The following is a 26,562-nucleotide window of genomic DNA, read 5'->3' on the forward strand; positions in this document are numbered from 1 at the left end:
CGGTTCAGGCGACGTTAGGTCCCGCAAAGTTTTGTTAACAAGGTCTTGACGCGCGAGCAATACGAGCAAAACCCCAGGTCAATAGGGATCTCACCGGACGGTCATGCGCACAACCGGCACACCGGGCCCGCGCCGCCCCTCCGTCGGCACTCACTCCTCCCCCGCGCCCGCCGTGTCGAGATACCGCGCCAGATAGGCCCGCAGCAGCAGCTTGGTCTCGGCCACGAGGGCCGGGTCGCCCGCCGGATCCGTACGGAAGGCGAGCTGAAGCAGCGCATCGGCGGTCTCTACGCCGACCAGGAAGGCGGTGCGCAGCCGTTCGTCGGCGGCGTCCAGACCGAGCGGGCCGGCGAAGAGCGCCAGCAGCCGGTCGGCGACCTCGTAGTTGGCCTGCCGGGAGGCGCTCGGTGCGGGGACGGTGAACTCCACCAGGGCGAAGCCCGGCACCGTCCGCTTCATGGCGAGGTACTCGTCGACCACCACATCCATCGCATGGCGCCACCGGAGCGGGGTGTGCGCCGGGGCGGTCAGCCGGGCGGTGATGCGGTCCGCGTAGGCGTCGAGATTGCGCCGGGCGAGGGCCTCGGCCATGGCGCGCTTGTTGGGGAAGAAGCGGTAGACGGAGCCGATCGGAACGCCGGCGCGGCCGGCCACGGCCCGGGTGCTCAGGTCCTCGTAGCCGCTCTCCTCCAGCACTTCGGCACAGGCGTCGAGGATTCTGGCCAGCCGCTGGGCACTGCGCCGCTGGACGGGGGCGCGGCGCAGGGCGGCGGGCGGCGGGTCGGGGTGGGGGGTCGGCTGCGGCACCCGACCATCCTGCCCGCCTCACGGGCGGCGGTACATGAGCGCCGCGATCCGGCCGACGCGGCCGGGATCCTCCGTTGACGGCCCCCGACCGCAATCCTAAGGTCATGCATAGGATTCCTTGAGCGGCGGGAGCACGCGATGGCAGGCACGGGCAACGAGCAGGCGAGGAAGACGGCCGAGGGGCTGGCGTACCAGACCGGCTTCGGCAACGAGCACAGCTCGGAGGCCGTCCCGGGCGCGCTGCCGGTGGGCCGCAACTCCCCGCAGCGCGCACCGCTCGGCCTGTACGCCGAGCAGCTCAGCGGGTCGGCGTTCACCGAACCGCGCGGCCACAACCTCCGCTCCTGGCTCTACCGCATCCGCCCGTCGGCCGCGCATCCGCCGTTCGTCCGGGCCGAGCGGCACGCGCTCCGCTCGGCACCGTTCACCGACTGCACCCCCGACCCCAACCGGCTGCGCTGGAACCCGCTGCCCGAACCCACCGGGCCCACCGACTTCCTGGACGGCCTGTGGACCCTGGGCGGCAACGGCGACGCCACCCAGCGCACCGGTATGGCCGTCCACCTCTACTACGCCAACACCTCCATGGAACGGCGGGTGTTCGGCAACGCGGACGGCGAGCTGCTGATCGTGCCGGAACGGGGCGGACTGCTGCTGCGCACCGAACTCGGCCTGCTGCACGCCGCACCGGGCGAGGTGGCGCTGATCCCGCGCGGCGTCCGCTTCCGCGTCGAGCTGCTGGACGCTGCCTCCGACGGGCAGAGCCCGACAGCTCGCGGCTATGTCTGCGAGAACTACGGCCGGCCCTTCCAGCTCCCCGACCTCGGCCCGATCGGTGCCAACGGCCTGGCCAACGCCCGGGACTTCCGCGCCCCGGTCGCCGCCTACGAGGACGTCGAGGGCCCCGTCGAGGTCGTCAACAAGTTCTGCGGCCACCTCTGGACGGCCACCTACGACCACTCCCCCCTGGACGTCGTCGCCTGGCACGGCAACCACGTCCCGTACGTCTACGACCTGCGCCGCTTCAATGTCATCGGCTCGATCAGCTACGACCACCCCGACCCGTCCATCTTCACCGTGCTCACCTCCCCCTCCGACACCCCGGGGCTGGCGGGCGTGGACTTCGTGGCCTTCGCGCCGCGCTGGCTGGTCGGCGAGGACACCTTCCGGCCGCCCTACTTCCACCGCAATGTGATGACCGAGTACATGGGCCTGATCGAGGGCGCCTACGACGCCAAGGCGGAGGGCTTCGTCCCGGGCGGCGGCTCGCTGCACAACATGATGTCGGCGCACGGGCCCGACCGGGAGACCTTCGACCGGGCGAGCGCCGCCGAACTGCGGCCGCAGAAGATCGACGACGGTCTGGCCTTCATGTTCGAGACCCGCTGGCCGCTGACGCTCACCGAACAGGCCCGGGACGCCGGCCATCTTCAGCGCGGCTACGACGACGTATGGCAGGGTCTCCAGCGCCACTTCCGCCTGTGACACCGGGGAACGCCTCGTGACCACCTTCGCTCCCGACTCGCTCGCCCTGAACCGCAAGCTGCCGCTCTGGTATCAGGTCTCGCAGTCGCTGCGCGCCTCCATACTGGGCCGCTCCCCGGAGGCGCCGCTTCGGCTGCCCACCGAGGACGCGCTCGCCGCGCACTACGGCGTCAGCGTGCTGACCATGCGCCAGGCCCTCAAGGAGCTGGAGACGGAGGGCCTGATCAGCCGGCACCGGCGCCGCGGCACCTTCATCGAACCGAGCGCCCAGCGCGGTGCGCCGGTGCGGCTGCTGGGCTCCGTGGACGCCATCGTGGCCCAGCAGTCCGGGATGCGCACCGAACTGCTGGAACACGGCCCCACCCCGGTGCCGTCCGAACTGGCCGAGTTCTTCCCGGACCTGGCGGAGGTGGCCGGCTTCCGCCGGCTGCGCAGCGACGAGAAGACCGGCGAGCCGACCAACCACGCATGCAACTACGTCCACCCCGAGGTCGCCGCGGCCATCGACCCGGCGGATCTGCTCCGCTGGCCGATGACGAAGGTGCTGCGGGACGCGGCGGGCGTACGGATCAGCCGGATCACCGACACGGTTGAGGCGCGCCTGGCCGACCCGGAAACCGCCCGGCTCCTCGAAGTCCCGCTGCTCAGCCCGATCCTCCACTACACGGGCGTCAGCTACGACGAGGACGGCCGCGCGGTCGATGTCGCCCGCATCCACTATCGGGGGGACCGCTTCTCCTTCACGGTGACGCTGGACGCGTAGCGTCCTACGTTTTTGGCTTTCCCGCCGTGGTGGTTGCTCGCCGTTGCGCCTGCGGCGGGCCAGGTGGTTGTCGGGTGCGGTGACGGACCTCCGGGACTGGTGTGTGGGACTGCTTCGCTTTACGTCCCACACACCAGCCCCTCCGGCCCGTCCCCTCCCGTTGGGAGAAGTGTGACGGTGGGTGGGGGCTGGCCGCCGTAACCAGATTCACTGCGACCAACAAGGCGCACCGGACCACCAACATGCGCCCCCACCGACCGTCTTTCCCACCCCTCAACGGGAGGGGACGGGTCTGCGCGGGTGGGGGTTTCCGGACGTAAAGCGAAGCAGTCCGGAAACCCCCACCCGCGCAGACCCGTCACCGCACCCCAACAGCCCCGCGCAGCGGCAACGCCCGCCGCAGGCGCAACGGCGAGCAAGCCGAAAACATCGGCCAGGGCAAAGCGCAGCGGAACGGCGAGGTCCCACACGACGGGACAGCCGAAAACGTGGGAAGCCCTCAAATCCTCTCAAGGCTCCGCCCCGTGCTCCGGGGCCCCAGCAGCGCTACGTCCACGCACAGGAGCAGCATCAGCGCCGCCGAGCCGGTGAATACCGCGGCCGGGCCCAGGGCGGTCAGGACGCTCAGGGCGATGAACGGCAGCACGACCGAGGTGAGGCGGGACAGCGAGTAGGCGATGCCGATCGCGCTGCTGCGCAGACCGGTCGGGAAGAGCTCGGTCTGGTAGACGTGGAAGGCGTTGGAGAAGACGTTGCTGCACACCGTCAGCAGGAAGCCGAAGGTGACGATGGCCCAGGTGGCGGTGGCGAAGCCGAAGGCCAGTCCGCAGCCGGCGATACCGAGCGCGGCGGCGATGATCAGTGTTCGGCGCTCGATCCGGTCGATGAGCGGGATGGACAGCGCGGAGCCGAGCGGATAGCCGCAGAAGCTGAGCGCCGCGTACAGCAGCGACTCGGTGACGGTGTGGCCCTTCGCGGTGAGCACCACCGGCGCCAGTGAGCCGAAGCCGTAGTAGCCGACGGTCTGCAGCACCTGGAAGATCCACCACATGACGGTGCGCCGCCGCTGCTCGCCCCGGAACATCTCGGCCAGCGGCACCTTCCGCTCCGGCACGGTCTCCGCCTCCGGTACGGACGGCAGGCTGCCACCGGTCTCCCGGGCCACCCGTTCCTCCAGCCCGGCCACGATCCGTTCGGCCTCCGCACCGCGCCCCTGCACCACGAGCCACCGTGGCGACTCCGGGAGCCGGCGCCGCATCAGCTGGAGGAACGCGGCCCCCAGCGCACCGGCGACCAGCAGCCAGCGCCAGCCCTCGATCCCGAACAGCCGGTGCGCGGCCACCAGCCGGGCACCCAGCAGCGCCGCGACCGGGACCCCGACGAAGCCGAGGGTGTACGCATAGGCGATATAGCGGCCCCGTACCGCCCTGGGCAGGAACTCCGCGAGATAGGTGTCCACCAGCACGAGTTCGCCGCCGAGCCCGAGACCGGCCAGAAAGCGCAGCACCAGCAGCCAGGACAGGTCCGGGGCGGCCGCGCACAGCAGTGAGAAGAGGGCGTACCCGGCGAGGTTGACCAGGAACATCCGGCGCCGCCCGAAGCGGTCGGCGAGTACCGACAGCACATTCGCGCCGACGAACATCCCGAGGAAACCGGCGGCGATCACCCAGGCCTTCGCGGTGTGCCCGAGGTGCCACTGGTCGGCGAGGACCGCGGCCAGCACCCCGCCGAGGAAGATCTCGTAGAGGTCGAAGAAGGCGCCGATGCCGACGATGAGGGTGAGGCGGCGGTGCCACCGGGACGGCGGCAGCCGGTCCAGCCGGGCCGCGGCCCGGGCGCCGATGGGGGTCCCCCCGCGCCGTTCAGGCGTGGAGGAGGTGGTGTCCGTCATGACGGTCCTCCCCTGAGCAGGTCCCGGCGCGCGCGGGACGGAGCCGGGTCCGCACCGCGTGGTCGGGCGTACGGCGAGGACCGTACTCCGTCAAGATCAGCAAGCGGAAGACCGCCTGTGCCGTCCCGGAAGGGTGGTACGGCCTGCGGATTCGGTGCGGCCGCGGGGCCGCTGGATACCATGCCCGGGTCAACCGAACGGTCCGGGAGGGGCTCCGCGTGACGGCGAAGCAGGACGCGCCACGGCTGTCCGATCTCATGCCGTGGTCCGTGGCGCCACTGCGGCTCGGCCGCTCCTGGGTGCGGGCGCCGGATCCGGCCACCCTGCGGGCCCGTTGGGCGGCGCTGGTGGCCGCCGAGGACGCGGCGGAACGCGAGCGGCTGTTCCGGCCGTCCCGGGCCCGGACCCTGCACTCCGCCGTCGGCCAGCTGCCGGGCCAGCCCACCCCGACCGGGCGGCTGTACCGGGCGAGCGGACCGTGCCCCGAACCGGTGCGGATCCTGCACGGCCCGTTCGACCAGCAGTGGCTGCTGCCCGACCACCGGCTGCTCGACGGCGCGCGCCCGGAGCTGTGGCGGGTCGCGGACGCCCGGCAGCTGTTCGCGGTCGAGTGGCCGCAGGTGCCGCAACTGCCCGGCCCGGCCGTACTGTGCTCGGCGCTGCTGCCGGACGGACGGTCCCCGGCCGGCCGGCCCGGACGGATCCGCCCCCTCTACCGGCGGCCCGGCGGGCAGGAACCGAACATGGCCCCGGGCCTGCTCGCCCTGCTCGGGCGGCGCCTGGACCGCCCGGCGGGCCCGACGGACCTGCTCGCCTGGCTCGCCGCGAGCGCCCACCACTCCCCCGACGGCTGCACGGTCCCGCTCACCACCGACCCGGAGCTCTGGGGCCGCGGCGTCGCACTCGGCGCCCGGCTGCTGTGGCTCGGTACCCGGGGCGCCCATGGGCACGGAGCCGACGGCGGGCGTACGGGCGAGCGGCCCCGGATGCCGGGCGGCCGGCGCCCGTATGTGCGCTCCGCGCTGCCCGACCGCGGACTGCCCGAGGCCCTCGGCTACGACCCGGAGGAGCAGGCGCTGCTCCTCGGCAGCGGCCGGATCTCGCCGGTGCCGCCGGGCGCCTGGGACTTCCATGCGGGCGGTGTCCGGGTCCTGGAGGCGTGGTACGCCGAGCGCACCGGCGCGGGCACGGAACCGCCCGAGCCCGGTTCGCTGGCCGCGCTGCGCCCCGCCGGCTGGCCCCAGGAGTGGACCTCGGAGCTGCTGGAGCTGATCACCGTACTGGCCCTGCTGTCCGAACTCGCCCCGGAGTGCGTGGAGTTGCGGCGGAAGACGGCGGCGGCCGCACAACTGACGGCGGGGGAACTACGGGCGGCCGGTATCCTCCCGGCGCCGGTCTCCGCACACCGCCCGGCCTCCGTGCTCGACCACCACGAGGAGGGCCCGGAGGGGCAGTTCGCGCTGCTGTGAGCGCCGGACATCCGACCGCGGGGTGCTGGGACGGCTGGGGCTGGGGCCGCTGGGGCCGCTGGGGCCGCTGGGGCCGCGCACAGCAAACCACCCGTCGCGGTAGGAGCGACGGGTGGTGGGGAGTGCTGCAACCGGCCGGGCGGGGACGGGGCCGGGCGAAGAAGTGAGCGGCTCACTGCACCTCCGGGGCGAGGGATTCCACCCCGGCGAACACACCGACGTACTGGTGGCGCTGCCGGCCTGATGAGCGATCGGACCGCAGTGCCGCGCCGGGACGGTGTGATCGCCCGAGATGCCGCTTCAGAAACGGGTCAGCCGTGCCCGCCGAACAGCGAGCGCCGCAGCCTGCGCAGCGGTGCGAACAGCGACACCCTGGCGCCGCGGCCGTTCCTCGTGCGCGAGTGATCGCGCGCGGTGAGCTCCTGCATCAGCGACGTCGCGCCCTCCACCTCACGCTGCGGGATGGCAGGGCCACCCAACACCGCGAGATGGCGGTCGAGACGCGCACTGGTGGCGACGCTCCCGCATGTGATGGCAGGGACTCGCGCCCTGCTACGCACTGTTATCTGTTCCATGACTCTCCCCACCCTATGAGGGCACCCCGGCCCGGGCAGGGTAACCCTATCTCTCTTGGAGGACACGCGTGCAGACCGGTCATCGGATTCACCTGCCTCGCTCTGACGTTGACGAACACCATACGGAATGTCACGTACAAGGCTTGGAACAGGGCGAGTTGAGCAACCGTCGGACTTCGGCGCGGGTGGTGCGGGGGTCCTGACGGACCGCCGGAACGCACAAGGAGAGACCGGGATCACGGCCTCTCCCCGGCGCCCGGCGTACGGGGCGTCACGCAGCGGAGGCGAAGACCGGCAGATAACCGCCGGACTGGCCGGTGGCGGTGGGGTGGTAGGACTCCAGGACGGGGAAGGTCACGCTGTGCAGCCAGGCGCTGCCGGAGCACAGCTCATGGCCGGAGAAGGTGGCGTTGACATCGGCGAAGGTGAAGCCGTGGTCGGCGGCCCGCTTGGCGGTGACACCGTTGATGTGGTCGGCGGCGGCGTTGATGGCGGCGCGGGACTTCTCGGAGAGACCGGCGATACAGGTTCCTTGGAGCTTGTAGAAGCGCGGGTAGCCCAGGACCACCACGTGCGCGGCCGGGGCCTTCTGGGAGATGGCGTCGTACACCTGGTCGAGCCGGCCGGGCAGGGTGGTGTCGATGTAGGTCCTGGCCTGGGCGACGCGGGCCAGACAGGCGCTCTCGCCCTGGAGCGCACAGGTCGTCATGGTGTCGGCGAATCCCGCGTCATTGCCGCCGATGGAGATGCTCACCAGGCCGGTGGAGCCGCTGAGCGGCGCGAGTTGCCCGCTGAGAACATCACCCGTTCGGGCGCCCGAACAGGCGGTGAACTGAAAGGAAGAGGGGGAGTGTGCGGCGGCCCATAGGGCCGGGTAGGCCTTGGTGCTGCGCTTGCAGGAGCCGCTGGCACTGTCGTAGCTGCCGGCGCCGACGCCGGAGGAGTAGGAGTCGCCGAGGGCCACATAGCCCGTGGCGGCGGGGAGTTGGGCGGACGCGGCGGCGCTCGCGCCGGTGAGCGCGAGCGCCGTGGTGACGAAGAAGGCGGACGTCAAGGCCGCGAATCGGGACAGTTTCATGGAACCTCCCTTAGCAGGAGCTCTGCCCTATCTGTCGTAGCAAGACTCACGGGTAGTCGGAAGTGTCCATGCCAAAAGTTGTCTGCGGTTCACGGCAAATCTGGCGATGTGTGGGGATGTTCACCGCCATGTCATCGCCGCGGCGCCACGTGCCGATGAGCTCCGGGAGAGGCCCCGAGGCGTCCGTTCGGCCCGCCCTCCCTGCCCGCACCGCCTCATGACGGTCCCTCCACAGCAGCCCCCGCCCGTGCCACGCCTCATTCCGCACTTCACTCCTCACTCCTCACTGCTGCGGCGACGGCGGGCGAGGCCGGGCACGAGAAAGGCGGTGGCCGCGACGAAGACGGCCACCAGCAGGAGCACCAGCGTCGGACGGGTCCCCAGACCGAGCAGCCCGGCCCCGAGGAGACCGCCGGCGAACATCGAGCCGACCGAGAGCAGCCGGCGGCCCGCGCTGTGCCCGCCGTACCCCAGCCGCGTGTCCCGCCCCAGCGGCGACGCGCTGACCAGCGCCGTCATCGCCCGGGTCTCCACGGTCGTGGTGAGATCGGGCGGCGCGGCCCGTATGGCGGTGACATTGCGCATGCCCATCGCCACCGCCATCAGACCGATGACGACATCGCGCCGGCCCTGCGGCAGCCCCGGGACCGACCCCGACTCCCAGGCCGCCGCCGCGGCCGCGAGCAGCAGCGCCGCCTCCACGGCCAGCGCCACCGGAAACCACTGGGAGGCCCGTGCGGCCAGAAGGGACTCCATCCGCGCCCCGAGGACCGCGCCCAGCGCGAAGGCGCCGAGCGAAATCGCCGTCGCCACCACCGGGAGCCCGCCCTGCCCGGCGATACCGAAGCCGAGGAAGAGCAGATTGCCGGTCTGGGTGGCGGTGAAGACCTGACCGAGCGCCAGAAAGCTGACGGCATCGAGCATCCCGGTGGCCACGGTCAGACAGACCATGACCACCGTCAGCGGGGTTCCGCTCGGCGGCTCCACGGACGCGACCTCCTTCCCGCGGTCACCTCACCTCGCGGCACGTCCTCCCAGTCTCCGGACGCCCCGCCCGACGGACCGTCATTGCGCCGTCTGTGGGCGGCCCGCCACCACCGGCCCCGGACCTCGGCCGCCACGCCCGGCTCCGGGGAAACGCCGGGATAATCCGTGTACGTCGTGGCCCGCCGTGACGGATCATGGCCGCATGTGTGCCGATCACGTCCAGCCGTCCGCCGCCGAGGAGTCCCTTCCGCTCCGGCTGACCATGGACGACAGCGATTCGCCCGCCGATGTCGTCGACGCGCTCTTCCTGGGCCGGTTCGCCACAGGGGAGCAGCCGTACGCCCGCAGCCGGTCCATGGACCGGGTCCGCTCGGGCCTGACCCTGCTGCCCCCGGGCGCCCGGGTCCTGCGCTCGGCCAAGGACGAGGACCGCAGCGCCGTCCTCGCCGAGGGCGACGGTTTCACCCTGCTGGTCTCCCGCTGGAACCGCGGCGCCGATGTCACGGTCACCGCCGTCACCGACGAGCTGGCCGAGAAGGTGCTGGGACAGGCCACGGACGGAGCGGAGGACGAACCGGAGCCACAGCCGGAGAACGTCCCCATGGGCTTCTGGTACTTCTCCCCCCGCCGCGGGCCGCACCGTACTTCCCGGCAGATCTCGGCGGGCACCTGGGAGGAGATCCGCCCCAACTACACCGCGCCGGTGGCCGACGCCATGGACCGGCTGATGAAGGTGGCACCCGAGGAGATCTCCGGCCGGCTGCTGTTGCTGCACGGCCCGCCCGGTACGGGCAAGACCTCCGCACTGCGCACCCTGGCCCGCTCCTGGCGGGACTGGTGCCAGGTGGACTGCGTCCTGGACCCGGAACGGCTGTTCAACGACGTCGGCTATCTGATGGACATCGCGATCGGCGAGGACGACAGCACCGGCAAGGGCCGCTGGCGGCTGCTGCTCCTGGAGGACTGCGACGAACTGATCCGCGGCGAGGCCAAGCACGCCGCGGGCCAGGCCCTGTCACGGCTGCTCAACCTGACGGACGGCCTGCTGGGCCAGGGCCGGAACGTCCTGGTCGGAGTGACCACCAACGAGGACCTGGAACGCATGCACCCGGCCGTGGTCCGCCCCGGCCGCTGCCTGGCCCGTATCGAGGTCGGCCCGCTGACCCGCCCCGAAGCCACCCACTGGCTCGGCACGGACCAGGGCATCGGCCGCGAGGGCGCCACCCTCGCCGAGCTCTACGCCCTACGCCGCGGCACCCGCCCCGCCTCGGTCCCACCCCAGGACTCGGGCGCGGACGCGGGGTTGTATCTGTGAGCTACGGCTGACGGGTACGCAGCACCCGGCGGCCCTGTGCGCGGACGCAGAAGGGAGTCCCAGCTTTGGGGCGCGGGGGCCGGGCATGCCAGGCGCCGCTGCCCACCTGCCCGCTCGTACGAGCCGGTCCCCGACAGCGCGGGGCGGTGCCGGTTTCCGTATGGAACCGATGCTCACGCGGCGATAGCGTTTCTCCATGACCGCAAACGGCGAAGAGGAATTCCGCCCGCATGCCCGTTCGAACGGAAGCGGCTCCGAACCGAGCGTGCATCAACTTCGCCTGTTCATGATATTGGCCGAGGAGTTACATTTTGGGCGGTCCGCTTCCCGGCTTTTCATGTCGCAGCCGGCATTCAGCAAGCAGATCCGCGTTCTGGAGCGGCGATTAGGTCTCCAGCTGGTCGAGCGCACCAGTCGTATCGTAGAGCTCACCCCGTCCGGGCTTGCTCTGCTGCCACATGCCCGTGCCGTCACGGAAGCCATGGCCAACTTGCGCCAAGTCGCCGAGGTGCGATCACGAGAGAATTCCGGCCGCATCGTCGTCGGCACCCTCGCTGCCGAGCCGGCGATGCCCCACACCCGCCTCATCCTCGACGAACTGCACCGGCTTCAGCCGCATTTGGCGATCGAGATGCGCAGCCTCAACTTCATCAATCAGTACGAGGCTCTCGCCTGCGGCGAGGTGGACGTGGCCTTTCTTCGCCCGCCGACACCTTCCGGTATCCAGGCTCACCAGCTGGCCGAAGAACCTCGCCTGGTCTGCCTGCCGGACGGTGATCCACTGGCCGTCCAGGAACGCCTCACCCTTGCCGAGCTCTCCGATCGCACCATGGTCACCATGCCGCCGGAGTCACCCCAGATATGGCGGGACTTCTGGGCCATCAATCCTCGCCCCAACGGAATTCCCATCCGCTTCGGCCCGTTGGCCGTGGACGTCGAGGGTGTTCTTCAGGCGATCGCCCGAAAGCAGGCCATCGGGTTCCTCCCCGCCTCAGCTCGCGACTTCTACCCACGCCCGGGAATCGTCTATCGAGAGCTGGTGGATGCACCACCATGCACGATGGCCCTCACCTGGTTCGCCAGAAATCGCGATCGCCCTCATGTCGCCCTGATGCGAAAGATCGCTAGGACCGCCCCTCCCTGACCAGCCGCCCGGCCAATCGCGCCTTCCGGATTACCCGGGTACGTCACCACAGCCACGCCAGGTGCTCACGCAGGCATTCCCCATGAACTCTCCATAACCAATGGTGCATCAATCACGACAGCTATGGCATTGCAGAATTCTTGTGGCCTACAGGAATCGACCGACACACTCTGAAGTGTCATCAGCTCCGCACACACCAAGGGGAATAACATGAGCCGCCACCGCCTTACAGTCGGCCTTCTCGCGGCCCTCGCACTCACCGGAACCCTCGGCATGGGCACCGCTCAGGCTTCTGCCCCACCCACCCGGACGCCGCACCAGGCCACCCGGCCCGACACCGCCTACGCGCCCCCGGGCTGGGTACTGCGCGGCAAGTACTGGACCCGCGGGGGCTGCACGGAGGCCGGGCAGGAAGGCGTCCAGCGCCACCACTGGGACGAATTCCAGTGCGCGAACGGCCCCGTGCGGTGGATCCTGTGGACCAACCGCTGAGCCCCCTATCCGATCCGGAATCCGATACCGGACCACCGGACGAGGGATGACCTCGGGCGGCCCCGGAGCACCAGCTCCGGGGCCGCTCTGTTTCCAGATAGCACGTCACAGCAGGAGGTGGTCGGGGCCGGGGCCGCCGTGACATGTTTGCGGCATTGCCCGGATGGTGAGTGTCGATAACCCGCCTCCGCCGCAACTGCGCGAGCAGATTCCGGAAGCCCAGGAAGTCGCCGCCGCACGAGATGTATTCGGCTGATCAGAGACCGGTGAGGACAGAAGTGACGTCAGCAGTGCACTACAAGACGGCCTGGGAGGACCCGGCCACCCGCCAGGCGTGGCGTCGCACCGCGATGTTCCGGTGCGCTGCCCTGCTGGGGTGGCTGCTGGGCTTCCCCACATGGCTTTTCGCCGTCGTCATGACGCCGACCTGGCTGCTGGTGCTGTGGCTGCCGGTGCTGTGGGTCGGTATCTGGTACACCCTGCTCGCGATGGTCGCGGTCACCACTCTGCGGGGAATCCGGCGGGTACTGCGCGTCTACCCCTGGCAGGTGGACATTGCCGAGGTGAGAGCGAAGAAGAAGGGAAGTACGCAGTTCGTCGTGCCGGTCCCGGAGCGGCCGGAGAAATCCGTGAGCCTCGGTTACGGCGGTCTGCTCGGGACCGGGCAGCACTTCTGGGTGCGCGCCATGAAGTCCGGTGAGGTCACGTCAGCGTGGTTCGCCGGTGACCCCCGGTACGTGGGCGTCGTAGCGACCCCTGGGCCGCGGAACCTCCTGTGGGTCGCCCAGCGGGAAGCGACAGACTCACGGATGTCCCCCCGCAAGCGCGGCGTCAGCCCCGAGGCGCGGGCGCTGGCACGCGCCGCCGGAGCGCGGGTCGGGGAAGGGTGACAGGGGTGCGCTTGCCCTCGATCGGGCCTGGCTTTCCCGGTCCGGTCGAGGGCGAGGGCACCCCTCACCACAACCCGCCCCTCAGTCATACCCGCAGCTCACCGCACCCTCCCCCGGGGCTTCAGTGCCACCGGCGGTAGTTCGGGCGCGGCCAGTCGGTCGCCCCTCGTAGCCGTGGACGGTGCCGAAGCGGGAGCCGGTGGTCCAGTCCGCCCGCCTCGCCACCGCCCCCTGTAAAAGGTCCTCATCTACGGCCAGTTGGGGTGCAGGAAGTAGCCTCGCGCTTGATCATGTCCGGTTGACGGACACCACAGTGCTGGTCGGAGTCCGCCGTAGCGGTGGAGCGGCGCTGCCGGGTGCACATCTGTCGGACGGGGACCGGCGTGCACGGCGACGTGCCACGGCCCGGCGGGTACCGGCCAGCGGACGAGGGGAAGACGCAAGGTGCAGCAGACGGATGACATACGGCGGATACCGCTCGCGGACAGCGGGCGCATGCGGGAGACGGAACTGGACGAGGTCTTCGACACCGACTACGAGTACTTCATGAGTTCCGGTCATGATCCGCAGTTCAACGGGAAGGAAGCGGACCTCGCGATACGCGCCGGGAGGCTGGAACCCGGCATGCGGGTGCTGGACGCGGCGTGCGGCTACGGACGCATCGGCCTGGAGCTGGCCCGTCGCGGTATCGACGTGCACGGCGTCGACCGCAATCCCGCGCTGGTGGCCTCCGCCCGTACCCGAGCCGGCCGGGAGAGCCTGCCGGCCGACTTCGACACCGCGGACCTGCGTGAGCTGACGGCCGCGGGTGCTTATGACGCCGCGCTGGTGTGGTTCACCTCCTTCGGCTACGGCAGCGATGCCGACAGCCGGGTGATTCTGGCCAATCTGTGTACCGCCCTGCGCCCGGGAGGCCGGCTGCTCCTCGACATTCTCAATCCGGCCCAGCAGCGGGCCCTGAGCGCCGGCCGGCCCCAGCTGGGGTTGCAGCGGGTGGGCTCCGACTTCATGCTCGACGAGGTCACCTACGACGTGACCCGGAGCCGGCTCGAATCCCGGCGCACCGTGGTACGCGACCATGCCCTGCGCGAATGCCGCTGGTCGCTGCGGATGCTCGAACCGAGCGAACTCGAACAGTGGCTGGGCGAAGCGGGTTTCGTCGATGTGCAGTTCCTGGGTGACGACGGCCACCCCTTCGCGCCCACCCACCGCCGGCTGCTGGCCGTCGCCCGGACGCCCGGCCCACGCACCGCACCCGACGACCGACGACGCTGAGCTGCGACGGCGTCCGCTGAGCCGGCCCCATCGCCCTGTCCCGTGACGGTGGAGGGCGAGGTGCCGGTACGCCCTGCACTTCGCCAGGCAGGATTCCCACGGCAAAAAGGTGCCGTGGGGCAGCGGGAGTGGAGACACAGCGGTGATTCGGTCGTCGGGCGGTCCGTGGTGGCGCCGGGTGAGCCTGCGTATGGCGGCTGTGCTGATCTCGGTCGCCGTCATGCTCGCCGTGGCACCTCTTGGCGTGACAGCTCCGGCATGGACAACCTCAACGGCGGGCGACACGGCAGCATCCGGCTCCACTTCACCAGTACCGGCCGGCACTCGTTCTTCTGCGCTTACCACGCCGGGACCGGAATGAGGGGGAGGTTCTTGTCCGGTGAGTGTGCCGCGGCCCCGGAATCTCCCGCGGAATGAGTTCTCCGGCTTTCACCCGCCGCCGGTAGGCGAGATGCGCCACCAGGACGGTCGCGCCCCGTCCGGCTCGAGTTCTTTCAGACCCAGGAAGCCGGATTCGCCACCCAGGACAAGGTCATCACCCGGCTCACGGAGACCTATGACGGGAGAGGGCGCTCAGCGCAGCGGTGGACGGCCTGTCCCTTCCCCATGGAGGTCGAGCTCAGGAGCGGGCGGTAACGGTGAAGCGCATGAGGTCGGCGCCGACGGTGACGGGGCCGTCGTAGGTTTGCTTGACGGTGCGGGTCCACTGGGGGGAGTCGATCGGCTGGGAAGTGCCGCTGCCGATGTGCGAGAGGACCAGGCGGCGGGCGCCGCAGCGCTGGGCGATACCGCCCACCTGGGAGAGTGCGGTGTGCGAGGCGCGACTGTGGCTGCCCGTGAGGCCGGGTGCCTGCATGGCGGCGTCCGGCACCGCCTCGTGCACCAGCAGGTCGGTGTCGTGGGCGAGTTGGACCAGGTTGGGGGTGGGGCGGGTGTCGCCGGAGAAGGTGACCGAGCCGTGGTCGGTGTCGAAGCGGAAGGCGAAGGAGGGGAAGACCGGGCCGTGCGGGACGAGGGTGGCAGTGACCTTGACCCGCTTGTCCTCCATGACCGGAAACGGCCGCATCCGCGGGGCGGTGTCGCCGAGCGCCGACGCGCCCACGGCCGGCAGCGCGATGTCGTGCACGTCCACGAGGTCGCGTGGGTCCGCCGAGCCGACACTGCGCATGAGGATGTTGCTGCTGTAGGCGAAGGCGGCGTGGCAGTCCTCGGTGTGGTCCTTCAGCCCGGGGGTCGGGTCGCGCGGGTCGACCGTGCCCGGCGTGGAGCCCTGTTCCTTAGGGGGGAGCGCTCCCGCCGGGCCGGGGCCGTGCGCGGTGACCGGGGCCGGGCGGCCCGGCGCGGTGAGGAAGAAGTCGTAGTACGACATCAGGTGGTCGGCGTGCAGGTGAGTGATGAACATGTTGCGCAGTGCCGAGCGATCCAGCCCGGCCGCGGCGAACTGGCGGGGGGCGCCGAGCCCGGCATCCACCAGGTAGACCGCTCCGTCGACGATCAGTGCCGAGGAAATGCCGGCGCGCTTCGGGTCGGGTACGGGGCCGGCCGCGGTGCCCAAGAGCACCAATTCCAGGCCGCGTTGCCGCTGCGCGTGCTTGGCGGACGGCACGGTGGCGGAGTGCGCTGCCGGTGCGGACTGCGCCGCGCCGAGCAGGACGCCGCCGCCGATCAAGGCGCCGCCGCCGAGCAGGGCGCCGCCGCCGACGGCCGAGGCGCGCAGCAGGTCGCGGCGCCGCCAGCGGCCCCCGGCCGGGGAGTTGCCGGAGTGTTCGCCCTCCGGCTCCATGGACTTTCCGTGGTCGCACATGCGCTGCTCCTTCGTGCGGTGTCGAGGGTGTGGGAGATATCGGGGAGACAGTGCCGGATCTGGACCGTCCGCGGGACCGGCGAGGTGCGGGGTGACGAGGCAGCCAGTGGGCCCCAGGAAGCCGCTCCTGACGCGGATGAAGTCGGCGGAGTACTCCCGGCCGGCCGTATCCGGGACGGCAGTGGCCTGCACGGCGCCGAGGCTCTGGAACGCCCCCCGGCCGTACGTCGGGAAAGACCGCCGACCAGATCCTCGAATCACTCGCGGCATGCTGCCGGCGGAGCAAGGGCTCAGGCCCCTGGACCGAGGACGGACCTGCCCGGTCCGCCCCCGGTTCGCACGGTCAGTCGACGAAGGCGACGACCCGGGCGGGTGCGGCGCTGGCCTTCCATATCTTCAGCGGGAAGAACCCGACCATGAATCCCGTCGGCGGCAGGGCGCCCAGGTTCGTGAGCTGTTGGACGATGAACGCTTCCTTGTCCTTGATCGCGTAGTGCCCGTCCCAGATCTCCTGCGGGTTCCCGGTCTCCTCGAACGCCTTGCGCATCACGGGAAACGGCCGGTCCCAGCCCGCGTCGGTGCCCAGGATCGTCGCGCCCTGGTCGGTGAGGAAGCGCGTCCCGTCCCCGGACATGCCGGCATGGTTGAAGTAGTCGCTGTCCTCCAGCGTGTAGTCCTCCTGGCCGGTGCGCAGCAGCACGGCGTCTCCTTCGGCGATGTTCCGGCCCACGGCGGCAATGGCTGCCTTGAGCTCGTCGACGGAGAACGCCTGGCCGCGCTTCGCCCACGGCCGCATGTCGAGCACCATGCCCGGCCGGAACAGCTCGTCGAGACCGATGTCGGTGATGGTGCGCGCCGGCGCGCCGGCGATGATTCGGCCGCTGTGCAGTGGGGCGTCGACGTGCGTGCCGCAGTGCGTCGAGATGTCGTTCATGTTCTCCCCGGCCCACCCCTCGCCGTCGGGAAGGGTGTCGGCGTCGACGCCGAACATGCGCATCATCGAGTCGCGCCCGCCGGCGTCAGGGGTTTCGTAGCTGATCTCGGGGGCGATCACCGAGGCCATCGGGGCGAGAAAATCCGGGATCCTGGCACGGTCGGCGGCGTCCAGCGTCTTGGTGAGATCGACGAGATGGGTCATGGCTCGGGCTCCTCTTTCGTGTTCTGGCGGTGTCGTGCTGCGTCAGCGGCCAGGGATCTGGACCCGGTTGCGCAGCACCCCGATTCCCTCGACCTCCAGCTCGACGACGTCGCCGTCGGCAAGCTGCCAGCCGTTCTCAAAGGAGGTACCGCTGCGGACGGTTCCGGAGCCGAGTACCTCGCCCGCATACACTGTCTTACCGGTGCTCAGCTGGACGACGGCGGACTCGAAGCTGTGGTGCATGCGCCGGGTGGTGCCACGGGACCGCTCGACGCCGTTGACCCAGGCACTCATCTCCAGCGCGTACGGGTCGGCGATCTCGTCCGCTGTGACGATGCACGGCCCCAGGGTCGTGGAGCCGTCGAAGTCCTTGCTGTCGCCGCCGACCCCGAACCCGGCCTGCGCGATCAGTGCCTGTGTGTCACGGGCCGTCCAGTCGTTGAAGATCGTGTAGCCGAAGATGTAGGAGTGCGCGTCGTCCGGGGTGATGTCCCGGCCGGTCCGCCCGACGACGGCGGCCCATTCGAGCTCGTAGTCCAGGTGTGCCGAGTAGGAGGGACAGTTGATCACCTCGTCCGGTCCGCTGACGGAGAGGTGATCGGCGCCGTAGTACAAGACGCGCTCGGTCACGAGCTTCGGCACGTCGTAGCGTCCGCTCGCGAGCAGGCGGGCCAGCTCCGCCTCCGGGTCGTCGGCCGAGGCCGCCTGCCGCTTCGCCATCGACTTGCCCGTCGGGGCGAGGTGCTCGATGAACAGCCCGCAGTCGCGCAGCCGTACCGGCCGAGGCAGGGGCGAGCGCCAGGTCACCGAGCCGGCGGGGCGGCGCGTGTGCTCCGGGTGGTCGGCGACGAGCTTGCGGGCCTCGGCGAGGCCGCGCTCGCCCGCATCGATCAGCGCCTGCATGGACGCGAACGCCGGCCGGTTCGGGTCGGCGGCGGCGGCGAGGTCGACGACGACGGTATCGCCGTCGACCAGGGCGCCGAGCCGGTCGCCCCCGCTGTCCTGAAACGTCATCAGTCGCATGAGGAATTGCCTTTTCGGTAGACAGGAATGGCGCCGGTCGTCCGCGAGCTCGGTGGCGACGCGGTGCTCGGGGCCGTATGGATCCGCGAAGGCCGGGACACGCGAAACGCGCTCACTCCTCGGCGGATGCTTGAACGCTAACGTCGTCTGCCCTACGCGTCAATGACCAAATGACGAATCTGGTCAGTTCGGCTAACCTGAGTGCATGGACAGTGAAAGCACCGCGATCGACAGCGGCCGACGGGCTCTGGCGGTCGGGCCTGGCATCAACGGGATCGCGGCATCCATGCGGCTACCGCACAGCGCGTGGAGGCCGGTCGTCATCGAGAAGGCCGCGACACGGGTACGTCGGCGCCGGCAGGGCGGGCGCCGAACGCCTGGGCATCCTGGATGGTCTGCGCGACCACATGGGGAGGGCGGGTTCGCCAAGCAGCCGGCCGAGCGGTTGCGCGCGATGCTCGACCCCGGCCGACCGGACGCACGCCCGGCAAACGACGCACGTTCTTCACCCCGGCCAACTGCTTCCAGATCGCGAATCGCAGGGCGATGGCGCGCGGAATGCGGATGCCGGTGACCTCGTACCCGCTGCGGCGACTGCCCAGGAAGAACACGGTAGGCGGACCGCAGGAAAGGGACATCGCCCAGGTACGCTACCTGGCCCCGCGGCCGCGGGTGTCCAGCTCACACAAACGGAAGGGGAGACGATTATGGCTGTACTGGCTGAACAGGATTCTGAAAAGGCCGCCCGGATTCTTACCGTCGCCAGGGACTTGGTGCTCAAGCGCGGGGTCAAGGGCGTGACCGTCGCCGAGATCGCGGACAAAGCGCACGTCGGCAAGGGCACCGTGTACCTGTACTGGGCCACCAAGGAAGACCTGCTGGTCGGGCTGTTCGCCAGGGACTTCCTCCACGCCGTGGACGGCAACCTCGACGCGCTGACCACCGACCCTGACCTCAGCCGCCCGCACCGGCTGTGCCCCCGGCTCATCCACACCGCGCTGGATCACCCGTTCGTCCGCGGGCTCATGACCGGCGACGCTGACCTGCTGGGCGTCCTCACCCAACACCCGCGCAGCATGAAACTGCTCAACAGCCTGGGCCCTGCCGCACTGATGTACTCGGTACTGCCGGTATGGCGCCAGCATCGGCTCGCCCGAACCGACTGGCCCCTGGACGAACAAGCCTACGCATTGCAGGCACTCATGGACGGGTTCACTGAAGCGGCCATCCGCACACACGCTCTGCCCGGCACCGTCGTCGACGAGCCCGACAAGGTCATCGCCGCAGCGGTGACCGCACTGCTGGGCCCTGAACAGGCGAGCCCGGACGACATCCACGCAACCGCTGACGAGGGCCTGCGAGAGCTGCGTAGACGACGGGAGCTCCTGCTGGCCTCGATCACCACGCATGAGGAATAAGACGAAGCCGCACAAGCCGTATCCAGGATTCGGGGGCAAACCCCGAAAAGCTCAACCACAATGAACGGCTGCTCGACGAGCAGTCGGGAAGGGACCACCCATGAGTTCCACCACCCCCGTTGCCGAGACCCGCCAGGACCGCTTCGAGCGGGGCATGGAGGTGCTCACCCGCATTGACGAGGAGGCCGGGCAGAAGCTCACCGACGCTCTCGCCGACGTCGCTCCCGAACTCGGCCACCAGATCGCCGCCTGGGCTTTCGGCGAAATCTACGACCGCCCGGGGCTCGCCCCGCGCGACCGACAGCTCGTCACGCTCGGCATGCTCACCGCCCACGGAGGCTGTGAACATGAGCTCGATGTGCACATCAACATTTCCCTCAACCTCGGCCTGACCCCCAAGGAGATCATCGAGGCCCTGCTGCACTCAGCGGTCTACTGCGGCATACCCAAGGCCCTCAATGCCACCCTCGTCGCCAAAAAGGTCTTCGGCGAACGCGGACTGCTCCCCATGACAACGCAGTAATCGAAGTGGCTTTCCCTCGTAGCGTGGAGGCCGTGATGGCAGAGGAAGTCAAGAGTCACGGCGGAGAAGCAACGCACGTTCGATGCGAAGCTCCGTGAGGGGGCTTTCCTGATCGTCACCGCGGCCGGGAAAGCGATCGCCCAGATGGGGTCTCGGGATCAACAAGACGACGGTGGCGAATCGGGCCTCCCGGGCCCACCCGAAGCGGACGGACCGCCTCGGGGAGAACGCACTGCGTGGGGCCGGCCGCCGGGTTGGCCATGAGGCACACCATCGCAGTGCGCATGAGCTGCTCCTTGCGGTCGTGCGGCGTGCAGATTCGGCGCATGAGCAGCGCACGGTCCTGCCGGGCCGAAGGCTGCCCGGATCGACTTGACCGCGGGGCGCTTGAACTCGGCGTCGATGTCGTCGGTGCGGTAGGAGAACATCAGGCTCGGCCCGCGGTCGACGAAGGGGAAGAGCCACGCCGAGCGGCCCGGCTCGGCCAGTCCGGCCACCGGTGCGTCCCGGAGCCTGCACTGTGAAGCGCAGCCAGTCACTCAGGTCCGCAAAGCCCGGCCGGCAGTGGACGCACTCGCCGTTGATCCACTCAAGTCGCACAGCACCAGGTCAGCGCACTCGCCCCCGCGGCTTCAAGGGGCCGGGCGGAAGCTCGGGAGCAGCCAACCGGTCGCCGTCGTAGCCGTGGACGGTGCCGAAGCGGGAGCCGGTGGTCCAGTCCGTGCGGGCGTCCTCGATGTCCTGCTGGGAGCGGCCGATGAAGTTCCACCACATCACGATCTGTTCCTCGAACGGTTCGCCGCCGAGGAGGAGCAGGCTGCTGTCGGAGTCGGCGCGCAGGGGCAGCTCACTGCGGCCGCAGCCGAGGTAGAGGAGGGAGCCGGGGGCCAGCCGGACGCCGTCCACCTCGCTCTCGCCGGAGATGGTGAGTGCCGCGTACTCGAAGTCGGTGTCGAGCGGCAGACGGGTGTCCGTGCCGGCGGTGAGGGTGAGGTCGGCGCCGACCAGGGGGGAGTAGGTGGTGCCGGGCGAGGTGGCGCCGGCCAGTTCGCCGAGGATGACGGTGGCGGAGAGGCCGCCGCCGTTGATCACCGGCAGGTCGGTGTGGTGCTCGAAGGACGGTGCGGTGTCGCGGTGTGCGCCGGGGAGTGCCACCCAGAGCTGGGCGCCGTGCAGGAACGGGCCATGGCCGTGCGGCGATTCCTCGGAGTGGGCGATGGCCCGGCCGGACGTCATCAGGCCCAGTTCCCGCGGCCGTACGGTCTGGAGGCTGCCGAGGCTGTCGCGGTGCAGTACCTCGCCCTCACGCAGCCAGCTGACGGTCTGGAGCCCCATGTGCGGATGCGGCGGCACCTGCATCCCGGGCTCGTCGACGATGTCGTCCGGGCCGTAGTGGTCGACGAAGCACCAGGCGCCGACCATCCGCCGGCCGAGGTTCGGCAGCAGCCGGCGGACGACGGTGCTCTCGCCGAGGGGTACCTGCTTGCCGGGCTGGACGTCGCGGACCGGGCCCGTGCGGCCGGTGCCGCCGCACAGGCTGGGCGCGGGTCTGACTTCAAGGTTGCTCATGGCGCCACGATAGGCACGGTCAGCGGTGCGGTCCGGGCAGGCACACGAAGCGCCGGGGATGATGCCCCGTCATGCATACAGCTCGCGGAGCCGCACGGACAGGCAGGTCACACAGCCCTCCAGCTTCTCAAACTCGCTGATGTCCACGACGACCGGCTGATAGCCCAGGTCCGCGAAGAGCTCCGCGCTGCGGGGCGCGCCGGCGGCCATCAGCAGCTTGCCGCCGCCGAGCAGCACGACATGGGCGCCGGACTCCTCGGGGACGGGCAGGAAGAGGGGAAAGGCGGCGGGGTCGTCGACCAGCGGCGGATGGCCGATGACGGTGCCGTCCGGGAGCGCGGTCACGGCGGATTTGAGATGCAGTACGCGGCTCACCGGCACCGCGACCACACGGGCGCCCAACGGCTCGAAGGCGGCCCGGAGTTGGCGGACGCCCTCGGCGTTGGTGCGGCCGCCGCGGCCCACGTAGACGGTGTCGCCGACCTTGAGGATGTCGCCGCCGTCCAGGGTGCCGGGCGCCCGGATCTCGTTGACGGAGCAGCCGAGCGCCTCGACGGCCGCGCGGGCGTCCGGCACTTCGGGCCGGCGCTCTCCGGCTCCGGGGCGGGCGAGCAGCGCGACATTGCGGAACATGACCACGGTGTCCTCGACGAAGACCGCGTCGGGGCAGTCGTCGGCGGGGGCGACCTCGGTGAGGTGCCAGCCGTGGTCGCGCAGCACCTGGACGTAGGACTCCCACTGGCGCAGGGCGAGGGCGGGGTCGACCGGGCGCCGGTCTATATGAGTGACCAGCCCCTCGGCGAGACGGGGACCGGGGCGGCGGACGAGCGCCTGCTTGCTGGGCATGGGGATCCTCTTCGGGGGCCGTAGTGGTGGGTGTCGGCGGGGTCCGGTGGCCGCTCGGGCCGTGCGGTCAGTCGTCAGTCCCGTACGTGGCGCGCAGGGCCTCCTCCACCGCCGCGCGGGCGGCGTGGTGGTCCAGGCCGAGGCGCTGGGCGCGGCGGGCGTAGTTCTCGGCGGCCGCGGCGGCTTCCTTGTCCGCGGCCTCGCCGGCCGCCGCGATGAAGCTGCCGTTGCGGCCGCGGGTCTCGATCACGCCGTCGGTCTCCAGGGCGCGGTAGGCCTTGGCCACGGTGTTGGCGGCCAGGCCGAGCTCTTCGGCGAGGCCGCGGACGGTGGGGAGTTTGTAGCCGACCGGCAGACCGCCGTCCCTGGCCTGATCCGCGATCTGGGTGCGTACCTGCTCGAACGGCGCGGCGGCCGCGGCCGGATCGATGGTGAGGGTCAAGGTCTGCGGGGACACGGTGGCGCTCCTGGTGCTGGTGGTGGGGCGGGCGGATGCGCGACGGCGCGTACCCCTGGGGTGTGTCCCCGGGATGCGTGCGCGTACGCGTACCCGTCGGTGCGCGTGTTTGTCGCATCCATTGTGCGTCAGGAGCGCCCGCTGTGACGGGAAGTCCCACCTCTCGGGAGGTGTCAGCCCCAGGGCACGCCACGTAGGCGGTGCACGTCACGTAGGCGGTGTCCCCCAGGGAGGGGTCACAGCTCCAAGGTGGTGCCCGTCGTCCGCAGCCAGGCGTTCATGCCGAGGACCAGCTCGGCGCCGGGGCGGATGCCGGGCGTCGCGCCGTCGGCGGTGGCCTGTGCGAGGGCGCCGGAGTCCAGCAGCGGCCGGACGGGGGCGGCGCGGTCGGCGGCCAGCTCTTGCAGTTCGTCGTGCAACGCCTCGATATAGCGCGGGTCCTGGGTGCTGGGGTAGGGGCTCTTGACCCGGTCGGCCACCGCGTCGGGCAGCACATCGCGGGTGGCGGCGCGCAGCAGCGACTTCTCCCGGCCGTCGAAGGTCTTCATCGACCAGGGGGTGTTGAAGACATAGTCGACGAGGCGGTGGTCGCAGAACGGGACGCGGACCTCCAGGCCGACGGCCATACTGGCGCGGTCCTTGCGGTCGAGCAGGATCTGTACGAAGCGGGTCAGATGCAGATAGCTGATCTCGCGCATCCGCCGCTGGAGGCCGGTGTCGCTGTCGAGGCAGGGCACTTCGGCGAGCGCCTCGCGATAGCGGCGGGCGGTGTATCCGGGCAGGTCGAGCTTGGCCAGCAGGCCGCGGTCCAGCAGCGCCTCGCGGGTGCCGTCACCCCCGGCGAACCTGCCGGAGAGGCCGGCCGCGATCCAGGGGAAGGTGTCGGCGTGCACGGCCTCGGGGTCGTGGAACCAGCGGTAGCCGCCGAAGACCTCGTCCGCGGACTCGCCGGACAGCGCGACCGTGGACTGTTCGCGGATGGCCTTGAACAGCAGGTAGAGGGAGGTGTCGCCGTCGCCGAAGCCGTTGGGCAGATCGCGGGCGGCGAGGACGGCGGCGCGGTGGCCGGGGTCCATCAGGGCGGCGGTGTCCAGGACGATGTCCTGGTGCTCGGTGCGGACGTGCTCGGCCAGGGCGTGCGCGTACGGCCCGTCGGGGGTGCTTCGCAGATCGTCGGGCCGGAAGTTCTCGGTGTAGCCGGTGAAGTCGACGGCGAACGAGCGGACCGGGCCGCGCCCCTGGGCGGCCAGCGCGCCGGCGGCGAGTGCGGTGATGGCGGAGGAGTCCAGGCCGCCGGAGAGCAGGGTGCACAGCGGCACATCGGCGATCAGCTGGCGGTCCACGATGTCGTCGAGCAGCGTGCGGATGTGCGCGACGGTGGTGCCGAGGTCATCGGTGTGCTCGCGGGCGGTGAGGGCCCAGTAGCGCTTGACGGTCACCCCGCCGCGGCCGACCCGGACGAGATGGCCGGGGCGTACCTCGTGCATGCCCTGGTAGACGGCGTGGCCCGGGGTCTTGGTGAAGGTGATGAGCTCGGCCAGGCCCTCGGCGTCGACGGTGGGGCGTAGGGAGGGGTGGGCGAGGATCGCCTTGGGCTCGGAGCCGAACAGCACCCCGTCGGGGGTGGGGTGGTAGTAGAGCGGCTTGATGCCCATCCGGTCGCGTACCAGCAGGAGTTGCCGGCTTCGTGGGTCCCAGAGCGCCAGGGCGTACATACCGTTGAGGCGCTCGGCGAACGCCTCGCCCCATTGGAGGTAGGCGTGCAGCACCACTTCGGTGTCGCTGCGGGTACGGAAGGTGTGGCCCAGCTGCTCCAGTTCGGCGCGCAGCTCGCGGTAGTTGTACACCTCGCCGCTGTAGGTGGTGACGACCAGGGTGCGGCCGTCGTGGGTGACGGTCATGGGCTGTTTGCCGCCGTCGGGGTCGATGACGGCGAGCCGGCGGTGGCCGAACGCGGCGTGGGTGTCGAGCCAGCGGCCGGCCGCGTCCGGGCCGCGGCAGGCCATGGTTTCGGTCATCGCCTCAAGGGTGGCGCGCTGTCTGGTGAGGTCGTGCTCGTAGGAGATCCATCCGGTGATTCCGCACATGCTGGCGGCTCCTCCTTCGGGGCCGCCGCATCCGGGCGGCGGCCTGCGGCAGGCACCGTACGCGCGGGTAGGTGTATTGGCCACAGAAGCCGTCCCGGAGCGCCCGGAACGGGCCACGCGCTCACCGCGTTACGGAAAAGCGGCGGCAAAGCGGGGCCCGTACACCGGAAAAGAAGCGGCAATCGCGTCGCGTGCCGGGCCTCGGCCGCTCCCCCAGGAGCCGTGTCACATGAGCGAGTTGAGGGGTGGCCGAGGCGTAGCGCGTGCTCGCCGGTTCACCCCGTCGGGCCCGGTCCGTCCAGCACGACCGCGCGGCCGGGGCCCGACGGGTCGTGGGCCACGGCGTCGCCGGGCCGGTGCCAGTGGAGCAGGAAGCGGTGGCCCGCGCGCAGTCCGTCCAGTCCGGCGCGGGAGTAGGCGACCATGTCGTCCGGCAGCGCCGCCAGCGGGAACCACGCCAACTCCGCGCACTTGTCCGGCTCGCGGTTCCACGGCTCGCCGCCCACGCCGTATTCCGCCTCGAAGAACCAGCCGATCCGGGGCCGTGCCGGAGGCGGGGCGCAGTGCTGCATCACGAGCGCGACCCGCAGGTCCTCGGGCGCCAGCCGCAGCCCGATCTCCTCCGCGGCCTCCCGGATCACCGCCTCCCGGACGTCCTCCCCGTCCTCCGCATGACCCGAGGGGACGTTCAGCAGACCGTCCGCATAACCGGTGCCGGCCCGGCGGGCGAGCAGCACCTCGTCGCCGCGGCGCACCACAAGATGGACGTCGACCACTTCGGTGTGCCGACGGGGGAGGTCGGCGATCAGCACATACCGCTCATCGGCCACTTCCCTGCCCCACAGCGCCGGATCGTGCGCGAGGCTCTCCACTCGCGTACGCACCGCCAACGGCTCGACGAGGGCGGTGAGTTCGTCGGCCGGAAGACCTATCGGGTCCGCCTCGCCCCAGCGGCCCTCCACCAGCACCAGCCGGCCACCGGGGGTGAGCAGACCGGCCCAGTGCCGCAGCGCGGCCGCGGGGTCGGGCAGGGCCCACAGGACATGGCGCACCAGGACGACATCGAACCGCCGCTCCCCCACGGGTGGTTCGGCGGCGTCACCTACACGGAACGCGGCATCGCGGCCCGCGAGCTTGGTGCGCGCCCGCTCGATCATGCGCGCGGAGCGGTCGATGCCCGTGACGCGGTGGCCCTGCTCGGCGGCCAGCAGGGAGAGGCTTCCGGTGCCGCAGCCCAGGTCGAGGACGGCGGCGGGCGCGGACGGCAGCCAGGAGCGCAGCCGGGCGGCCCAGGCGGCGCGGACGGCGGGGTCGCGCAGACCGTGGTCGGGCTCCTCGTCGAAGGAGGCGGCGGCCGCTTCCCAATAGGCGGCGTCGGCGGTCGGCAGCGGTGGGTTGAGGGGGTCGGTCACGGGCTGACGGGACGGATCGGCGGGCGCTTCGGGACTCATGTGCCGATGGTGGCAGCACCCACTGACAAGCCTGCGGAGACGGCTTCCCGGCGTGCTGCGCGGGCCGGTGGCGGG

Annotated in this window: 25 protein-coding genes and 1 pseudogene; 11 read left to right on the forward strand and 15 right to left on the reverse strand. The window is 70.8% G+C overall.

Going from position 1 to position 26,562, the window contains the following annotated elements; all coding sequences use genetic code 11:
• Positions 1-150: 150 nt before the first annotated feature.
• Positions 151-807, reverse strand: coding sequence for a TetR/AcrR family transcriptional regulator (locus CP981_RS08435; protein WP_085924295.1), 657 nt, complete (start codon positions 805-807; stop codon positions 151-153).
• Between the two features lie 138 nt (positions 808-945).
• Here CP981_RS08435 and hmgA point away from each other — a divergent pair, with 138 nt between their 5' ends.
• Both hmgA and CP981_RS08445 read left to right on the forward strand, forming a co-directional pair.
• Positions 946-2,292, forward strand: coding sequence for a homogentisate 1,2-dioxygenase (hmgA, locus tag CP981_RS08440; RefSeq protein WP_085924294.1), 1,347 nt, complete (start codon positions 946-948; stop codon positions 2,290-2,292).
• 16 nt (positions 2,293-2,308) lie between these two features.
• On the forward strand, positions 2,309-3,055 hold the full coding sequence (locus tag CP981_RS08445; RefSeq protein WP_085924293.1) for a GntR family transcriptional regulator: 747 nt from the start codon (positions 2,309-2,311) through the stop codon (positions 3,053-3,055).
• 499 nt (positions 3,056-3,554) lie between these two features.
• Here the strand turns inward: CP981_RS08445 and CP981_RS08450 are convergent, their stop codons facing one another.
• Positions 3,555-4,946, reverse strand: coding sequence for an MFS transporter (locus CP981_RS08450; protein WP_085924292.1), 1,392 nt, complete (start codon positions 4,944-4,946; stop codon positions 3,555-3,557).
• A gap of 218 nt (positions 4,947-5,164) precedes the next feature.
• Between CP981_RS08450 and CP981_RS08455 the strand changes: the two genes are divergently transcribed.
• A complete protein-coding gene (locus CP981_RS08455) occupies positions 5,165-6,415 on the forward strand; it encodes a type ISP restriction/modification enzyme (protein ID WP_085924291.1) in 1,251 nt (416 codons plus the stop codon).
• A 115-nt stretch (positions 6,416-6,530) separates the two neighbouring features.
• The gene (locus CP981_RS39130; RefSeq protein ID WP_280116698.1) at positions 6,531-6,659 is read left to right on the forward strand and encodes a hypothetical protein; all 129 of its coding nucleotides are present in this window, start codon (positions 6,531-6,533) and stop codon (positions 6,657-6,659) included.
• Positions 6,660-6,726: 67 nt separating this feature from the next.
• Here CP981_RS39130 and CP981_RS08460 read toward each other — a convergent pair whose 3' ends face one another.
• The 3 genes from CP981_RS08460 to CP981_RS08470 all read right to left on the reverse strand — a co-directional run bounded on the left by CP981_RS08460 (position 6,727) and on the right by CP981_RS08470 (position 9,055).
• The gene (locus CP981_RS08460) at positions 6,727-6,990 is read right to left on the reverse strand and encodes a hypothetical protein (protein WP_085924290.1); all 264 of its coding nucleotides are present in this window, start codon (positions 6,988-6,990) and stop codon (positions 6,727-6,729) included.
• A gap of 271 nt (positions 6,991-7,261) precedes the next feature.
• On the reverse strand, positions 7,262-8,068 hold the full coding sequence (locus tag CP981_RS08465; protein ID WP_085924289.1) for an SGNH/GDSL hydrolase family protein: 807 nt from the start codon (positions 8,066-8,068) through the stop codon (positions 7,262-7,264).
• A 276-nt stretch (positions 8,069-8,344) separates the two neighbouring features.
• The gene (locus CP981_RS08470; RefSeq protein WP_085924288.1) at positions 8,345-9,055 is read right to left on the reverse strand and encodes a YoaK family protein; all 711 of its coding nucleotides are present in this window, start codon (positions 9,053-9,055) and stop codon (positions 8,345-8,347) included.
• Between the two features lie 202 nt (positions 9,056-9,257).
• On the opposite strand from CP981_RS08470, the gene CP981_RS08475 reads away from it, so the two are divergent.
• From CP981_RS08475 to CP981_RS08490, 4 genes are all read left to right on the forward strand, one after another.
• Positions 9,258-10,370 (forward strand): DUF5925 domain-containing protein, encoded by a 1,113-nt coding sequence (locus CP981_RS08475; protein WP_085924287.1) that lies wholly within the window; start codon positions 9,258-9,260, stop codon positions 10,368-10,370.
• Positions 10,371-10,566: 196 nt separating this feature from the next.
• Positions 10,567-11,514: a LysR family transcriptional regulator gene (locus tag CP981_RS08480; RefSeq protein ID WP_085924286.1), complete on the forward strand. Its 948-nt coding sequence runs from the start codon at positions 10,567-10,569 to the stop codon at positions 11,512-11,514.
• A 210-nt stretch (positions 11,515-11,724) separates the two neighbouring features.
• Positions 11,725-12,006, forward strand: coding sequence for a hypothetical protein (locus CP981_RS08485; protein ID WP_143658860.1), 282 nt, complete (start codon positions 11,725-11,727; stop codon positions 12,004-12,006).
• Positions 12,007-12,284: 278 nt separating this feature from the next.
• The gene (locus tag CP981_RS08490) at positions 12,285-12,896 is read left to right on the forward strand and encodes a hypothetical protein (protein ID WP_244329594.1); all 612 of its coding nucleotides are present in this window, start codon (positions 12,285-12,287) and stop codon (positions 12,894-12,896) included.
• Positions 12,897-12,994: 98 nt separating this feature from the next.
• Here the strand turns inward: CP981_RS08490 and CP981_RS08495 are convergent.
• Positions 12,995-13,121, reverse strand: a pseudogene (locus CP981_RS08495) (pirin family protein); the annotation flags it as partial.
• Positions 13,122-13,340: 219 nt separating this feature from the next.
• On the opposite strand from CP981_RS08495, the gene CP981_RS08500 reads away from it, so the two are divergent.
• Positions 13,341-14,171 carry an SAM-dependent methyltransferase gene (locus CP981_RS08500; protein WP_085924283.1) on the forward strand — a complete coding sequence of 277 codons (831 nt, stop codon included), beginning with the start codon at positions 13,341-13,343 and terminating at the stop codon, positions 14,169-14,171.
• 619 nt (positions 14,172-14,790) lie between these two features.
• Here CP981_RS08500 and CP981_RS08505 read toward each other — a convergent pair.
• From CP981_RS08505 to CP981_RS08520, 4 genes are all read right to left on the reverse strand, one after another.
• A complete protein-coding gene (locus tag CP981_RS08505) occupies positions 14,791-15,975 on the reverse strand; it encodes an MBL fold metallo-hydrolase (protein WP_085924282.1) in 1,185 nt (394 codons plus the stop codon).
• Between the two features lie 343 nt (positions 15,976-16,318).
• Complete coding sequence (locus CP981_RS08510; protein WP_085924281.1) at positions 16,319-17,113, reverse strand: cyclase family protein; 795 nt, start codon at positions 17,111-17,113, stop codon at positions 16,319-16,321.
• Between the two features lie 42 nt (positions 17,114-17,155).
• Positions 17,156-18,127 carry a fumarylacetoacetate hydrolase family protein gene (locus CP981_RS08515; protein WP_208852913.1) on the reverse strand — a complete coding sequence of 324 codons (972 nt, stop codon included), beginning with the start codon at positions 18,125-18,127 and terminating at the stop codon, positions 17,156-17,158.
• Positions 18,128-18,456: 329 nt separating this feature from the next.
• A complete protein-coding gene (locus CP981_RS08520; protein WP_150522319.1) occupies positions 18,457-18,774 on the reverse strand; it encodes a hypothetical protein in 318 nt (105 codons plus the stop codon).
• A 69-nt stretch (positions 18,775-18,843) separates the two neighbouring features.
• On the opposite strand from CP981_RS08520, the gene CP981_RS08525 reads away from it, so the two are divergent.
• Both CP981_RS08525 and CP981_RS08530 read left to right on the forward strand, forming a co-directional pair.
• Positions 18,844-19,554 (forward strand): TetR/AcrR family transcriptional regulator, encoded by a 711-nt coding sequence (locus CP981_RS08525; protein ID WP_085924279.1) that lies wholly within the window; start codon positions 18,844-18,846, stop codon positions 19,552-19,554.
• Positions 19,555-19,654: 100 nt separating this feature from the next.
• A complete protein-coding gene (locus tag CP981_RS08530; protein ID WP_085924278.1) occupies positions 19,655-20,077 on the forward strand; it encodes a carboxymuconolactone decarboxylase family protein in 423 nt (140 codons plus the stop codon).
• A gap of 609 nt (positions 20,078-20,686) precedes the next feature.
• Here CP981_RS08530 and CP981_RS08540 read toward each other — a convergent pair.
• From CP981_RS08540 to CP981_RS08560, 5 genes are all read right to left on the reverse strand, one after another.
• Positions 20,687-21,646, reverse strand: a complete 960-nt coding sequence (locus CP981_RS08540; RefSeq protein ID WP_085924276.1) for a pirin family protein — start codon at positions 21,644-21,646, stop codon at positions 20,687-20,689.
• Positions 21,647-21,715: 69 nt separating this feature from the next.
• Positions 21,716-22,492: a dimethylargininase gene (gene ddaH, locus CP981_RS08545; RefSeq protein ID WP_085924275.1), complete on the reverse strand. Its 777-nt coding sequence runs from the start codon at positions 22,490-22,492 to the stop codon at positions 21,716-21,718.
• A gap of 67 nt (positions 22,493-22,559) precedes the next feature.
• Positions 22,560-22,949 carry a GntR family transcriptional regulator gene (locus tag CP981_RS08550; RefSeq protein ID WP_085924274.1) on the reverse strand — a complete coding sequence of 130 codons (390 nt, stop codon included), beginning with the start codon at positions 22,947-22,949 and terminating at the stop codon, positions 22,560-22,562.
• A 236-nt stretch (positions 22,950-23,185) separates the two neighbouring features.
• Entirely contained in the window at positions 23,186-25,036 is a 1,851-nt protein-coding gene (asnB, locus tag CP981_RS08555) for an asparagine synthase (glutamine-hydrolyzing) (protein WP_085924273.1), read from the reverse strand.
• Positions 25,037-25,311: 275 nt separating this feature from the next.
• Positions 25,312-26,487, reverse strand: a complete 1,176-nt coding sequence (locus CP981_RS08560; RefSeq protein WP_085924272.1) for a methyltransferase domain-containing protein — start codon at positions 26,485-26,487, stop codon at positions 25,312-25,314.
• Positions 26,488-26,562 lie beyond the last annotated feature (75 nt).

The organism is Streptomyces platensis (assembly GCF_008704855.1).
GTDB lineage: Bacteria > Actinomycetota > Actinomycetes > Streptomycetales > Streptomycetaceae > Streptomyces > Streptomyces platensis.